Origin of the sequence: Bradyrhizobium sp. NBAIM03 (assembly GCF_020194055.1) — a bacterium.
Classification (GTDB): Bacteria; Pseudomonadota; Alphaproteobacteria; order Rhizobiales; family Xanthobacteraceae; genus Bradyrhizobium; species Bradyrhizobium yuanmingense.
The window spans coordinates 80,641-94,842 of record NZ_JADYVS010000006.1 but is presented as its reverse complement, the minus strand read 5'-3'; the positions used below and the strand labels follow the sequence as shown (position 1 = coordinate 94,842).

The 14,202-nt window shown below is 65.8% G+C and carries 10 protein-coding genes and 1 riboswitch; of the genes, 8 read left to right on the top strand and 2 right to left on the bottom strand.

Going from position 1 to position 14,202, the window contains the following annotated elements; translation table 11 throughout:
* Window positions 1-3: 3 nt before the first annotated feature.
* Complete coding sequence (locus I6F21_RS10970; protein ID WP_225111830.1) at window positions 4-576, bottom strand: histidine phosphatase family protein; 573 nt, start codon at window positions 574-576, stop codon at window positions 4-6.
* Between the two features lie 72 nt (window positions 577-648).
* Window positions 649-852: riboswitch (cobalamin riboswitch) on the top strand.
* 112 nt (window positions 853-964) lie between these two features.
* Here I6F21_RS10970 and I6F21_RS10965 point away from each other — a divergent pair.
* The 8 genes from I6F21_RS10965 to I6F21_RS10930 all read left to right on the top strand — a co-directional run bounded on the left by I6F21_RS10965 (window position 965) and on the right by I6F21_RS10930 (window position 13,506).
* Window positions 965-3,322 (top strand): TonB-dependent receptor, encoded by a 2,358-nt coding sequence (locus I6F21_RS10965; protein ID WP_225141389.1) that lies wholly within the window; start codon window positions 965-967, stop codon window positions 3,320-3,322.
* 12 nt (window positions 3,323-3,334) lie between these two features.
* Window positions 3,335-4,771 (top strand): PepSY domain-containing protein, encoded by a 1,437-nt coding sequence (locus I6F21_RS10960; RefSeq protein ID WP_225141390.1) that lies wholly within the window; start codon window positions 3,335-3,337, stop codon window positions 4,769-4,771.
* A 463-nt stretch (window positions 4,772-5,234) separates the two neighbouring features.
* A complete protein-coding gene (locus I6F21_RS10955) occupies window positions 5,235-7,244 on the top strand; it encodes a hydantoinase/oxoprolinase family protein (RefSeq protein ID WP_225141391.1) in 2,010 nt (669 codons plus the stop codon).
* Window positions 7,241-8,821, top strand: a complete 1,581-nt coding sequence (locus I6F21_RS10950) for a hydantoinase B/oxoprolinase family protein (protein ID WP_225141392.1) — start codon at window positions 7,241-7,243, stop codon at window positions 8,819-8,821. Before I6F21_RS10955 ends, I6F21_RS10950 begins: the two co-directional genes overlap by 4 nt.
* A 10-nt stretch (window positions 8,822-8,831) precedes the next feature.
* The gene (locus I6F21_RS10945; protein WP_225141394.1) at window positions 8,832-10,127 is read left to right on the top strand and encodes an aminotransferase class III-fold pyridoxal phosphate-dependent enzyme; all 1,296 of its coding nucleotides are present in this window, start codon (window positions 8,832-8,834) and stop codon (window positions 10,125-10,127) included.
* The gene (locus I6F21_RS10940) at window positions 10,124-11,806 is read left to right on the top strand and encodes a long-chain-fatty-acid--CoA ligase (RefSeq protein WP_225141396.1); all 1,683 of its coding nucleotides are present in this window, start codon (window positions 10,124-10,126) and stop codon (window positions 11,804-11,806) included. Before I6F21_RS10945 ends, I6F21_RS10940 begins: the two co-directional genes overlap by 4 nt.
* Window positions 11,807-11,909: 103 nt before the next feature.
* Complete coding sequence (locus I6F21_RS10935; protein ID WP_225141398.1) at window positions 11,910-12,842, top strand: N-carbamoyl-D-amino-acid hydrolase; 933 nt, start codon at window positions 11,910-11,912, stop codon at window positions 12,840-12,842.
* Window positions 12,843-12,846: 4 nt separating this feature from the next.
* Complete coding sequence (locus tag I6F21_RS10930) at window positions 12,847-13,506, top strand: flavin reductase family protein (protein WP_225141400.1); 660 nt, start codon at window positions 12,847-12,849, stop codon at window positions 13,504-13,506.
* On the opposite strand, the gene I6F21_RS10925 is transcribed toward I6F21_RS10930, so the two are convergent.
* Entirely contained in the window at window positions 13,503-14,165 is a 663-nt protein-coding gene (locus I6F21_RS10925; RefSeq protein WP_225141402.1) for an aspartate/glutamate racemase family protein, read from the bottom strand. The genes I6F21_RS10930 and I6F21_RS10925 overlap by 4 nt on opposite strands.
* Between the last annotated feature and the right edge of the window lie 37 nt (window positions 14,166-14,202).

Genomic DNA, 14,202 nt, shown 5'->3' with positions numbered 1-14,202 from the left:
GGCTCAAGCCACGCGCTGGTTGACCGACACGACGCGCCAACCGCCCGCCAGCCGGTCGATCCGGGTCAGCGACAGCGGATCGACGACGAAGCGCAGCGCGGCTTCCGGTGTGAGATCGAGCGCGATGCAGAGCGCAGCGCGTATGGTGCCGGAATGGACGACCAGTGCTGCGGAGCCTGCGCCAATCTGGGCCAGGCCCAGGCGGACGCGGGCGACCTGATCCGCAAAGCTCTCGCCATTCGGCGGCCGTCCGTGCGCCGGATCGCGCCAGACCTGCGCGTAGGCCTCGCCACCGGTCGCGGCGAGCTCGTCATGCCGATGGCCGGTCCAGTCGCCGAAATCCTGCTCGCGAAACTCGCTGATCAGCTCCGGTTCGAGCCCCAGCGCGCGCGCCGTCTCGACCGTGCGCCGCGACGGGCTGGCATAGCCGGCGAGATCCGCGGGCAACAGCTGCCTTAGGGCCGCCAATGCAGCGTGATCGCCGAGGTCGGCCCGCGCATCGGCCGCATGGATCGTCCCGGGCACGCCCGCGACGGCCGCATGCCTGATCAACCAGAGGAAGGTCTCGCCTTCCATGCTCATCTCCAAGGAAGTTGGTTGCTGTGGCCCCAACGCCGCAACTGGCACATTGACTCTGTCTTGGTGGTAATCCTAGATGCTCGCGACGGTTTTCCCGAGAGGGAATGAAAAGGGAATGCGGTGCGGGGAAAATTGTCCCCAATGCCGCGGCTGCCCCCGCAACTGTAAGCGGTGAATCCTTCGTCACGAGCCACTGGGTCCTCGGTCCCGGGAAGGCGACGAAGCGGTCACGACCCGCGAGCCAGGAGACCTGCCGTCAGCCGTGGTCACACGCGAAGATGTCGGTCGGGGAGTACAGACATTGCTTCATCGGACGGCTGCAAGGCCAAAGGTGAGACCTCGTTCGCTGTGACGTGCCACTGACGTCATACCGAGGTTTTCACCTGTGTCTTCCATCCGTATCGCACGACCGCGCCGCGTCCTGCTTGCCTCCGCCGCGTTCACGTCCTTTGCCGCTCTTGGTCTGCCGGCCGCTCTGGCGCAGCAGGCCCGAGAGCCGCTGCCACCCGTCGAGGTGTCGCCCGCCCAGGTACGCAAGCCGGCCAAACCGGCAGCAGGAACGGCGCAGGGCGCGCGCCGCGCGGCAGCGCGCAGGCCGGCGGCTGTATCCGCAGCGCCAAGACCCGTCACGCCGGATTCGACGCCGCAAACGCCGCTCAACTCCAACGCCGTTGCCGAAAGCGCCTCGCGGCTCGGCCTGACGGTGCGGCAGACGCCCGCGACCGTCGAAGTTGTCTCCGCCGAAACCATGCGCGAGCAGGGCTATCGCACCGTGTCCGAGGTGGCGCAGGGCGCCGTCGGCGTCACCTCCGGCGACAACCCGGCCGAACCTTCCGCCTTCTCCATGCGCGGCTTCACCAACAGCCAGATCAACACGCTCTACAACGGCATCAAGATCGGTCCGCAGAACATGACCTCGCGGATCGTGGATACCGCCAATCTGGAGGCTGTGGAATTCCTCAAGGGCCCGGCCTCGCTGATTTCGGGCGAGGGCGCCGCGGGCGGTGCCATCAACTTCGTCACCAAGCAGCCCCACACCGGACCTGTCCGTAACGATGCCAATTTCTCCTGGGATTCGCTGAACTCGTTCCGTGCCCATTACGGCTCCGGCGGCAGCACCAATGTGCAAGGCCTGGACTATCGCTTCGACATCAGCCGTTCCGCCCTCAACGGCTTTGCCGATGACACCAATGTCAAGACGTTCGGCACGTCCGGCCAGCTCAACTACCGTGTTTCCGACAGCCTCAGGATCTGGGGTGCGGTCGAATATCGTGAAGACCGCTCGAAGGCCTATTGGGGCGCGCCGCTGGTGCCGGTGGCCTTCAGCGGTTCGCATGCGACGACGGGGATCGTCTCCGGCAATTACGTCTCGAATTACAACGGAACGAATCTCGGTGCCGTCACCATCGACGACCGCACCTTCAACACCAATTACAACGTTCTCGATAACCGCAACGTGGCGCAGGAAGTGTGGCTGCGTGGCGGCTTCGAGCTGAAGCTCGCGCCTGACCTCACGCTGAAAAGTCAGGCCTATGGCTATGGCGCGGAACGGACCTGGTTCAATAACGAGATCGAGGCGTTCAATTCCACCACGAACCTGGTCGATCGCGAGCGTTTCTATGTCGCCCACAGTCAGCGACTGGTCGGCAACATCACCGACCTGATCTGGGATACAAATATTGCGGGCTTCGACAACCGGCTGGTCACGACGCTGTCGTCGAGCTATCTCGATTTCGTCAGGCCCGGCGCGGCAAACTTTCCCGGCGATTCCGTTTCGCTGGTCGACCCCAACCGCGGTTTCTACGGCCTGCTCACGACGCAGCAGCAGACCGCGCGCATCGACAACGAGGCGCTGTCATTCGAGGACAGGCTCAAGCTGACGCGCAGCTTCGCGCTGATCGGCGGTCTTCGTGTCGAGCATATCGGGCTCGACCGCAATTCGACCGACAAGAACGGGATCGTGAAGGCGGGCTTTCCATTCACGAAAGACTGGGCGCCGGTCACGGGGCGCATCGGCTACACCTGGGAGGCCGTTCCCGGCCTGACCTTCTTCAGCCAATACGCCACCGGCGCCGACGTCGCAGCCAACAACATCTTCCTGCTCTCGCCCACCCAGCCGCTCGATCTGACCACCGCGCGCACCTATGAGACCGGTGTCAAGCACTTGTTCTGGGACAACCGGGCGGAATGGTCGTTCTCGGCCTACGACGTCCTGCGCAAGAACGTCTATGCGGCCGCCGGCGGCATGCAACTCAACATCGCCGGACGACAGGAGTCGAAAGGCGTCGAGCTTGCCGCCTCGATACGCCCGATCGAGCCGCTGCGGCTGTGGGGCAACATCGCCTATGTCGATGCGCGCTATGCCGACTACAATTTTGCCGGCGGCTCGTTCTCCGGCAACACGCCGCCAAACGTGCCGCGTATCGTCGCCAATGCCGGCGCGTCGTATCGCTTCTTCACACCATGGCCGGTAGAGCTTGGCATCACCGGCCGTCATGTCGGCGACCGCTACAACACCGACGCCAACGTCGTGACGATGAAGGCTTACACCGTGGCCGACGTCTACGCCTTCGTCGACATCCCCAAGACGGCGTTCAATGCGGTCGACCAGGCCCGCCTGACCTTCCGTGTCCGCAACATCACTGATAAGCGCTACGCGATCTGGGGCGATCCGTTCTATCCGGACCAGATCCTCCTGGGCGCGCCGCGCACCTATGAAATATCGGCCGCGTTCAAATGGTGAGACCTTGAGCGCATGATGAGCGCGATCGTCCTCACGCATCGCTGGCTCGGCATCGCGTTCTGTCTGCTGTTCGCGATGTGGTTCGCGAGCGGGATCGTCATGCACTTCGTCCCGTTTCCGTCGCTGACGGAAGCGGAGCGATTTGCCGGACTTGTGCCGGTCGATCGCGACGGGACGAGGATCTCGGTCGCGGACGCCGTTGCGGCGAGCGGGATTGCCGATGGCAGGCGTGTTCGGCTGATCCAGCGGAGCGATGGACCGGTCTACGTCGTCTCGGGCTCCATAGGTTCGCGAGCGGTTCGCGCCTCCGATGGAGGAGACGCGTCGGTGACATCAGCCGATGTCGCGCTCACCATCGTGCAAGCTTATTCACGTCAGCGCGGGCTTGAGGCGGTGCGCGCTGCGATCGTCGCGCGGTCGGATTACGATCAATGGAGCGTGCCGAACGGTTTTGATCGCCATCGCCCCTTGTTTCGCGCCGCTCTCGGCGATGCCCCTGGAACGGAGGTCTACGTTTCGTCGCTGACCGGCGAAGTCGTCCTGGATACGACGCGCAGCGAGCGCGCGTGGAACTGGGCCGGCAGCGTGCTGCACTGGATCTATCCGACAATTCTGCGCAGCAGCTGGGCGCTGTGGGATGGCGTGGTCTGGACGCTGTCGCTGCTGGCCCTAATCGCGGCATTGCTTGGTGCGGTGCTCGGAATCGTGCGTGTGAAAATGCGGGGACGCCAGCTCTCGTCGCCCTATCGGGGCTGGCACGCCCTGCATCACATCATCGGTCTCGTCGCGACCGTGTTCGTGCTGAGCTGGATCTTCAGCGGCTGGCTGTCGATGGATCACGGCCGCCTGTTCTCGCGCGGGCAACTGACTCCGACAGAGGCCGGCGTGGTCGATGCCGCCCCGGATTGGCGAGACGCGTCGTCGCTCGATCCGCAGCCAATATCGCCGTTGGCCCGCGAGGTCGAATGGTTCGCCTTCAACGGCCATGTCTATCGGCGCGACCGGGTTGGTCTCGGCCGTCAGGCGTTGATCAGGGCAGGGGACGCGCCGCGCGATGGACCGGCGGCATACCTGGATAGGCAGGAGATCGGCGGCCTGACGGCGCGCCTTGGCACCGGCTGTGCCGCACCGTTCCTGCTCGCCGGCAACGACGACTATCCGGCGCAATCCGCACTTCCGGGGGCCCCCGTCTACCGGACGACCTGCGGCGATCTCTGGTTCGATGTCGATGCTGCCGATGGCAAGCTGCTGCAAAGACTGGACCCGTCGCGCCGCGCCTATCGCTGGCTTTACAGTGCGCTGCACACGCTTGATTTCCCGATTCTGCTGGCTCATGCGCGGCTGCGTGACGCTCTCATTGTCGGGCTCTGTACGCTCGGGCTGATGTTCTCCATCACCGGCATCGTCATCGGTTGGCGGCGCTTGCGGGCATGGCTGGCGAGCGCATAGCCAGTCGCGAAATCTCCGTACCCGGCGCGACCCGTTCGGCGCGCCGGGTTATCGACCAGCGGCCGGTGATGTCCTCGCTTACCGACCGTACAATAAAGAGAGGCTGAGCCGACCTGCGTGCATAGCTCTTGGTCAGTGCTGTCTCCCGCACCGCCGACCGATCGCCTGCAAATTAGACAAACGGCCTTGTGCGATCCGATTGCAGTGCAACGGGCGCTTCTATTTGCCTCGAAGAATCCAAGGGTGCGCTGCACATTTTGACTTCGCGGCCTTCTGCTCTCTGCGCGAGCAGCGCTGCACGGAAACGTGCAGCCGATGCTGCGCCGCGCAAGGCCGGTGGCTTGCTAGCGCTTTGGTTTGCGACAACTCTGACCCTATCCCGCGGCCATCGCTCTGTCGCACGCTCGCACGTGATGGCATGACAGGGAATGATGATGAACGTCACGCGTAGCTGATTGTGCAGATGAGCGATCCCGGCAATCATTGGGAGGTCGGCACCGATATCGGTGGCACCTTCACCGACATCATCGCGATACGGCGCGATTCCGCGGAGGCGCGGATTGCGAAGGTGCCTTCGCGCCCCGTCGCACCGGTGCAGGCGATGTTGGAGGCGATCGAGGCGGTCGGCCTGCGCAAGAGCGAGGTGAAGCGCTTCGTCCACGGCACCACGCGCGTGACCAACGCGATCGTCGAGAACCGGCTGCCGAAGGTGGCGCTGGTCGCGACCGAAGGCTTTGCCGACGTGCTCGAGATCGCCCGCTATCGCCGACGCGATCTCTATCGGCTCGACATTCCGCCGAAATCGCCGCCTTTGGTGCCGCCTGAACGCTGCTTTGGGCTCGCCGAGCGCCTCGATCATGAGGGGCGGGTGCTGAAGGCGCTCGAGGAAGCGGAGGTCGAACGTCTGGTGGCGTGGGTGAAGGGGACCGGCGTGCAGAGCGTCGCGGTTGCCCTGCTTCACGCCTATGCCAATCCGGTGCATGAAAAGATGCTGGGCGAGCGGCTCAGGGGCGTCGTCGCCCACGTCTCGCTCTCGCACGAGGTCAATCCCGAGGCGCGCGAATATGAGCGAACCTCGGCAACCGTGTTCAACGCGGCCGCGATGCCGATCGCGGTGGAATATCTCAGCGAGCTGGAGCAGCGGCTGCCGATCGGGCCCGGCCTGCAGGTGTTTCACTCCGCCGGCGCCATGGTGCCGATTTCGGCGGTGAAGCAGCGTCCGCTGGTGATGGCGATGTCGGGCCCGGCGGCCGGCGTCTCGGCGTCGGTCAGCATTGCGCGCCAGCTCGACTGCGCGCGGATGCTGACCTTCGACATGGGCGGCACCACGACGGACGTGTGCCTGATCGTCGACGGCCAGGCCGAGATGACCGACGGCCGCATGCTCGGCGACAAGCCGCTGCGCCAGCCGATGCTCGCGGTGCACTCGATCGGTGCCGGCGGTGGATCGATCGTGCGCAACGGTCCCGGCGGGCTGACGGTCGGGCCGGAGAGCGCCGGCTCCGAGCCGGGCCCGGCCTGCTATGGCCGCGGCGGCACGGAGCCGACCATCACCGATGCCAATGCGGTGCTCGGCTATCTCAATCCTGAGACCAAGCTTGGCGACCGCATCGGCATCGACATCGCGGCCGCAAAGCGCGTCATCGCGCCGATTGCCCGCGCGCTCGGGCTGAGCCTGACGGAGACGGCGCTCGGCATCATCAAGGTCGCGAACGCGACCATGGCCCGCGCGCTCCGCCGCGTCACGGTCGAGCGCGGCATCGACGGGCGCGATTGCACGCTGCTGGCCTTCGGCGGCGGCGGCCCGATGCATGCCGCGGGCCTTGCCGATCTCTACGGCATTGCGGAGGTGGTCGTGCCCAGTGCCTCGAGCGCATTCTCGGCGCTGGGCTGCCTCACCGCCGATTTCAGCTTCCTGCAGCAGCAGACCCTTCGCGCCGCCCTTGACGGCATCGATCTCGCGCGCGTCTCGGAACGGATCGAGGCCCTGATTGCCGATGCCTCGGCGCCGCTTCTCGCCAACAATGTTGCGAAGGCCGAGATCCAGGTCGAGCCGGTGGCCTTGATGCGCTACGCGGCGCAGAACGACGCCATTCCGGTATCCTTCACGCTGCCGCTCGACGTCGCCAGGCTGAAGCAGGACTTCCTGACGCGGCATCATGAGCTGTTCGGCTATGCGACCGGCGAGCCCTGCGTCATCGAATCGGTGCGGGTGCAGGCGCGTCGCCCGTCGACGACAATTGTCAGCCGGCCGGCGACTGCGGCGAGGGCAGTGTCTATGAGCACGCGCACCTGCTCGTTCGACGGCTTCCACGATATCGCAACCGAGATCGTCGACCGCGCCTCGCTCACCGAGACCATCAATGGTCCCGCCATCATCGAAGACGCCTGGTCGACAGTGGTGGTGCCGCCGGGCTGGCAGGCAAAGCCCTATACATCAGGCAATTTGTTCCTGACGCGGAGGGCGGCATGAAGCTCGATCCGTTCGTCGTCGAGGTCATCAGGCACGGGCTCTCCGCCGCGGCCGAGGAGATGAGCCTCGTCATGACGCGCTCGGCGCGCTCGCCGCTCTTGCGCGAGGCGGGCGACCTCTCGTCGGCGATCACCGACGGCCACGGCGGCCTGGTCGGGCAGGGCCGCGACATTCCGATTCATCTCGGCGCGATGGCCTACACCATCCCCGAACTCTTGAAGGTGATGCCGCGCGATGGCCTGAACGACGGCGACGTCGTCATCTACAATGTCGGCGCGCTTGGCGGCAATCATCTCAACGACGTCAAGGTCGTGCGTCCCGTCTTCTTCGACGGCGAGATCGTCGCCTTTGCAGTCAGCCTCGCGCATTGGCCAGACATCGGCGGCACCTGGCCTGGCAGCTATTTCGCCAAGGCGGTCGATACGTTCCAGGAGGCGATGCGGATTCCGCCGGTGCTGATCGCAACCGCAGCCGGCCTCAACGCGCCGATCGTGCAGCTGCTCAAGGCCAATGTCCGCGATGCCGAATCCTGCGAGGGCGATCTTCTTGCCCAGATCGCGGCGACCAAGGCCGGCGAGAAGCGCATCGTCGAGCTCTGCCGCGAGCATGGCAAGGCGGTCTTCATGGCGGTGCAGTCGCGTCTGCACGACCTCTCCGAAATTGAGATGCGCGAGGCGCTGCGCGATCTTCCTGATGGCGTTTACGAGGGTGAGGATTATCTTGACGACGGCAGCGCGAACAACGCACCCGCACGGATCCATGTGAAGATCACCATTCGCGGCGATGAAGCGACCTTCGATCTCTCCGGAAGCTGCGATCGCGTCTCCAATTTCTGCAACACCACGCCGTTCATGGCGCGCTCGGCTGTCGCCTATGCCGCGCGCATCATGAGCGGACGCGACATGCAGCAGAATGCCGGTGCGCTGCGCCCTCTGACCATCATCACGCGCCCGGGCTCTATCCTCGAGCCCGGCTGGACCGCCTCCGTTGCCGCCGGCAATCACGAGACCTCCATGCGCATCGTCGATGCGATTTTCCGTGCCATGCAGGACACCATTCCCGAGCGCCTGTCCGCGGGCGGGGCAACCACCGCGGGTGTGCTGTTCTTCGCCGAGCCGCGGCCGAACGGGTCGTGGAAGATGCTCTATGAAGTCCATGGCGGTGGCGAAGGCGCGCGGCACGATCGGGCCGGCACGTCCGCGACCCGCGTGCATCTGTCCAACACCTCGAACACGCCGGTCGAGGTGATCGAGGCGAATTACGCGATCCGGCTCGAGCAGCAGGCCATCCGCCGGAATTCCGGCGGCGCGGGCGCGCATCGCGGCGGTGACGGCTCGGTCCGCACCTACCGCATCCTGGCGCCCTCGATGCACCTGACCACCTGCGTCGAACGCATGGTGATGGCGCCGTGGGGCATGCAGGGCGGCTCTCCCGGCAAGGCCTGCCGCATCTCGCTGGTCCGGCAGGGCGCCAACGTCGCCATCGACGGCAAGTCGAACCTGGTGTTGCAGCAAGGCGATCTCGTCACGATCGAGATGTGCGGTGGCGGTGGCTACGGCGCCGTTCCGGCGGAGTGAGGCAGTGGCGATGAGCAGATTGTTGCGAACCGGGCTGAATGCGGGCGAGGCCGCGCCGATGGCCGTGGTCGGCGGCGAGGGCGTCTACTTTCATCTTGCGGATGGCCGCAAGCTGATCGACGGCAGCAATACCGGCGGCGGTCTCGGCCATCGCCATCCTGCAATGGTGGAGGCGATCCGCCGCGCGGCCGATACGCCCGTCGTCAACGAAGGCTGGACCTGGGTCGGCCGCGAGCAGGCCGCCGACGATCTGATGGCTATCGCCTTCATGGGCGAAGAGGACTGGGTCGGCGCGGTGCGCTTCTGCATCAGCGGCAGCGAGGCCAATGACATGGCGCTGTCGCTCTGCCAGGCGCTGACACAGCGCTCGGCGCTGGCAACGCGCGAGCGCGCCTATCACGGCATCACCGGGCTGTCGCGCAGCATGACGGTGCAGCCGCAATGGCACGGTGGCCTTGCGGTGCACGCCGGCGGCTCGAAACTACCGGCACCGATGGCGCCGGTGCGGATCCTGCCGGCGCCGGATGGGGCGATCTATGGCGCGCCGGCCATCAACACCCCGCCCAGCGAATATCTCGCGGACGCCCCGCGCCTGCTCTCGGACACGGCGGCGACGATCATCGACTATACGCAAGGCGGCATCTATTACGACGGGGCCTATCAGGACGAGGTCGCGCGCTGCGCGCGGCAGGCCGGCTCTTACTGGATCGCGGACGAGGTCGTCACCGGCGCGGGCCGCGCGGGGCGCTGGTTCGCGTTCCAGGGCGCGCAGAGCCGGCCCGATATCGTGACGCTCGGAAAGTCGCTCGGCGGCGGCGCGGCGGCCGTGGCCGCTGTCGTGGTGTCCAAAGACATCGTCGAGCGGCTGAAGGGCACGAGCTGGCAGAACTACGGCACGCTGCGTGGCCATCCGATTAGCATGGCGGCGGTGAGCGCTTATCTGAAGGTCATCAGTGAGGACAGGATTCTGGACCACGTGCACAATCTAGAGAAGCTGTTCACCCGCCGCCTCCTCGCAATAGCGCAAAAGCACCCCAGCGTGCAGCGCGTGGCCGGGCAGGGGCTGCACTGGACGGTGGAGCTGCATGGCCCGGATTGGCGCAGCTGGCATGCCGACACCACCGAGGTGCCGATCGCTTCGCGCGTCGCGGAGCGCGCACTGGAAGCCGGAGCCGTGATCGGCACCAGCGGCGAGCAGACCTCGCTGTTCCTGGCGCCGCCACTGGTGATCTCCGAGCGCGAGGCGACGCTGCTGCTCGATGCGCTCGACCACGGCCTCGAAATTGCCGATAAGGAGCACGGGTGATCGCGGACCACGCAGCACCTCGTCGTTCGCCGGCCTGGCCGGCGGATGAGCCGTGGCATCTCGCGATGCCGGAGGGGACGCTCTACGACGCGCTGGCGCGCGCTGCAGGTGAACGGCCAACGCATCCGGCCACAATGTTCTACGGGGCGAGCCTGAGCTACGCCGAGCTGCGCGACCGGGTCGATGCCATGGCCGGCTTTCTGCAAGGCGTTTGCGGAGTGAAGCGCGGCGACCGCGTCATGATCGCGCTGCAGAATTCGCCGCAATACGTCATCGCTTACTATGCGACGATGCGGGCGAACGCCGTGATCGTGCCGGTCAATCCCATGAACAAGACCGCCGAGATCGCGTATCTCGCCGTGGACAGCGGCGCCAGGGTTGCAATCATCGGCAGCGAGCTAAGCGATGTGTTTGCACCGCTGGTGGGCGAGGCGATTACGCATGCGATTGTCGCGCAATACCGCGACGAAGTTCCAGCCGCGACGCCCGACACACTGCCATCATGCGTGACCGAGGCGCCGTTGGAGCCGCCGTCATCGCCGGGCTGGTATTCGTGGTCGCCCGCGATAGTGCAGGGCCTGCAGCCGGGTGCGATGGAGGCGGGGCCGGCGGATCTGATGATCCTGCCCTACACGTCCGGCACGACGGGTAAGCCCAAGGCGTGCATGCACACCCATCGCAGCGCGCTGTTCACCGCCGTGTTGCAAGCGCGCTGGTATGGGCTCAACGGCAGCGACGTGATGACCGGCTTCATGCCGCTGTTCCATGTCGCGGGCATGCAGGGCTCGATGAATGCCGCCATCGTCTCCGGCGCCACGCTGCTGCTGATGGCGCGCTGGGACAAGGATCTGCTGCCGGATTTGTTCGAGACCTATGGCGTCACGTTCTGGAACGCTGCGCCGACCATGATCGTGGATGTGCTCGCCAGCGCCAGCTTCCGCGACAAATGTTTTGCGAAGCTCAAGGTGCTGACTGGTGGCGGCGCGGCGATGCCGACAGCCGTCGCGGAACGGCTGAAGGGGCGGTTTGGGCTCGATTTCGTCGAGGGCTACGGCATGACCGAGACGATGTCTCCGACGCACCTCAATCCGATGGCGGCGCCGAAGCGGCAGTGCCTCGGCATCGCCGTGCACGAGATCGACGCCAGGGTGATCGATCCCGAGAGCCTGATCGAGCTCGACGACAATGTGGTCGGCGAGATCATCGTGCACGGGCCGCAGGTGCTGCAGGGTTACTGGAATAGGCCGGAGGCGGATGCCGAAGCCTTCATCGAACGGGACGGCAAGCGGTTCCTGCGCACGGGCGATCTCGGCTATCGCGATGCCGACGGCTATTTCTTCGCCGTCGACCGCCTCAAGCGCATGATCAATGTCAGCGGCTTCAAGGTGTGGCCGGCCGAGGTCGAGGCGGCGATGTACCAGAACCGCGCCATCCGGGAATGCTGCATCGTTTCCGCGCCGGACGGCTATCGCGGTGAGACCGTCAAGGCGCTAGTGGTGCTCGATGACGCCGCGCGCGCGACGACGTCGGAGGGCGACATCGTCGGCTGGGCGCGCAGCGCGATGGCGAGCTACAAGGCGCCGCGCGCCGTCGTCTTCGTCGAGTCCCTGCCGCGCACCGCCAGCAACAAGATCAACTGGCGGCTGTTGCAGGATGCCGAATGGGGGCGGACGGCATGAAAGCTGCTTGGCTGGAATATCGGCACGGAGCCGCGTTATGCTCGGCGCCGCGGAAGATCCTGCAAGCCGACGCTTCCCCCCAGACATCACCAGGAACTCGCTGATGCGCATCGTCAATGTCGCCGCCGCCCAGATGGGCCCGATTCAGAAAGCCGACAGCCGCGAGGCGGTGGTCAAGCGCATGATCGCGCTGATGGACGAAGCCAAGAGCAAGGGTGCCGACCTGATCGTCTATCCCGAGCTGGCGCTGACGACGTTCTTCCCGCGCTGGTACGTCGAGGACCGCGCCGAGTTCGACATCTGGTTCGAGCGCGAAATGCCGAACGCGGCGACCAGGCCGCTGTTCGAGCGCGCGGCGCAGCACGGAATGGCGATGAATTTCGGCTATGCCGAGCTGACGCCCGATGGCCACCACTTCAACACCGCGATCCTGACCGACAAAACCGGCAGGATCGTCGGCAAATACCGCAAGGTGCATCTGCCTGGCCATGTGGAATACGACAGCAAGCGCTCGCACCAGCACCTGGAGAAGCGCTATTTCGAGCCGGGCGATCTCGGCTTCAAGGTCTGGCGCGAGCTCGGCGGCATCATCGGCATGGCGATCTGCAACGACCGCCGCTGGCCCGAGACCTATCGCGTCATGGGCCTGCAGGGCGTCGAAATGGTGCTGATCGGCTACAATACGCCGTCGGTGAATGCCGAGAAGAGCGAGGAGGGCGTCGAGAAGCGCCTGTTCCACAACCGCCTCTCGGTGCAGGCCGGCGCCTATCAGAACGCGACCTGGGTGGTCGCGGTGGCCAAGGCCGGAAATGAGGATGGCCACCCGCTGTTCGGCGGCAGCCTGATCGTCGATCCCAATGGCGAGATCGTTGCCGAGGCCAAGACGGAGGACGACGAGGTGCTGGTCCACGCCTGCGACCTCGATGCCACGGCTTTCGGCAAGACCACGATCTTCGATTTCGCCCGGCATCGCCGCATCGAGCATTACGGTCTGATCACCAGCCAGACCGGCGCGGTGCCGCCGCCGGAGAAGTGACGCCATGGCTGACAAGGGCATATCCCTGCGTGAACTCGATCCGCGCGATCGCTACAAGCTGCTGTGCGGCGTGGTGGTGCCGCGGCCGATCGCGCTGGTGACGACGCTGGATGAGAACGGGGCGGTGAATGCCGCGCCGTTCAGCTTCTTCAACGTGTTCTCCGAAAGTCCGGCGCTGATCGTGCTCGGGCTGCAGCACAAGCCGGATCACTCGCCGAAGGACACCACCCGCAACATCCATCGCGACGGCGAGTTCGTGGTGCACATGGTCGACGAGGCGCTGTCGGGCGCGATGAACGACTGCGCGGTCGATTTCCCCTCCGGCGACAGCGAGGTCGCCGCGACGGGCCTGGCGACGCTACCTTCGGTCGACGTGAAGGTGCCGCGTCTCGCCGCGGCGCCCTTCGCGCTGGAATGCCGGCGCCATGTCGTGCTGACCTTCTCGCCGGAACGCGAGCTGCTGGTTGGCGAGGTCGTGCGGGTTCACGCCCGCGGGGGGCTAGTCGACACCGCCAACATGTATGTCGATCTCGACGCCTATCGGCCGATCGGCCGCATGTTCGGCAATCTCTACACCACGCAGCGGGACACGTTTGCTCTTGTCCGCGAGAGCCATGCGCAATGGCTCGCGCGCCAGGATTCCAAAGAGCTGAAGGACGCCTAGTGAGCCGAGAACTGCACCGTACCCAGCGCCATCGTGACGGCCGCCTGCGTCGGGTCGATCACGGGAATCCGCAGCGCGTCTTCCAGCGCACGGCGGTGGCGGGCCATGCCGGCGCAGCCCATCACGATGGCGCGGGCGCCGTCCTCGTCGCGCAGCGTGCGGCCGATCTCGATCATCTTGGCGAGCGTGCCTTCGCCCGAGGCGGTTTCGGCGACGCTCATGTTCAGCGGCCGCTCGCCGGAAAAGCGGTCGGTCAGGCCCATCTGCCTGAGATAGCGCATGTGACGCGGGATCGAACGCTGGGCGATCGCGATGACGCCAAAAGTCTCCGCGCGGGAAAGCGCCGTCAGCACGCCGCACTCGGCGATGCCGAACACCGGGCGGTCGGTGCCTTCGCGGCAAACCTGCAGTCCGGGATCGCTGTAGCAGGCAATGACGAAGGCGGCCGAGCTGTTGTCGCTTTCGACCAGCTTTCGCAGCGGGATCGCAACGCTATCGGCGTCCGCCTGGCTTTCAATGCCGAACGGACCCTCGGCCAGCGTCTGGCAGACCACCTCGGGCCCGCCCTCGAAATCGAGCGGCTTCAACGCGTCCTCCAGTCCCTGCGTGACCTTGTGGTTGGAGTTCGGGTTGATGACGAGAATGCGCGGCCGGGACATGATGATCTTCCTGCGAGATTTAGCGAACGTGCCTTGA

Coding starts and splice junctions, on each gene's coding strand:
- I6F21_RS10970 (WP_225111830.1), bottom strand. CDS start 576: ATGGAAGGCGAGACCTTCCTCTGGTTGATCAGGCATGCGGCCGTCGCG.
- I6F21_RS10960 (WP_225141390.1), top strand. CDS start 3,335: ATGATGAGCGCGATCGTCCTCACGCATCGCTGGCTCGGCATCGCGTTC.
- I6F21_RS10955 (WP_225141391.1), top strand. CDS start 5,235: ATGAGCGATCCCGGCAATCATTGGGAGGTCGGCACCGATATCGGTGGC.
- I6F21_RS10950 (WP_225141392.1), top strand. CDS start 7,241: ATGAAGCTCGATCCGTTCGTCGTCGAGGTCATCAGGCACGGGCTCTCC.
- I6F21_RS10945 (WP_225141394.1), top strand. CDS start 8,832: ATGAGCAGATTGTTGCGAACCGGGCTGAATGCGGGCGAGGCCGCGCCG.
- I6F21_RS10935 (WP_225141398.1), top strand. CDS start 11,910: ATGCGCATCGTCAATGTCGCCGCCGCCCAGATGGGCCCGATTCAGAAA.
- I6F21_RS10930 (WP_225141400.1), top strand. CDS start 12,847: ATGGCTGACAAGGGCATATCCCTGCGTGAACTCGATCCGCGCGATCGC.
- I6F21_RS10925 (WP_225141402.1), bottom strand. CDS start 14,165: ATGTCCCGGCCGCGCATTCTCGTCATCAACCCGAACTCCAACCACAAG.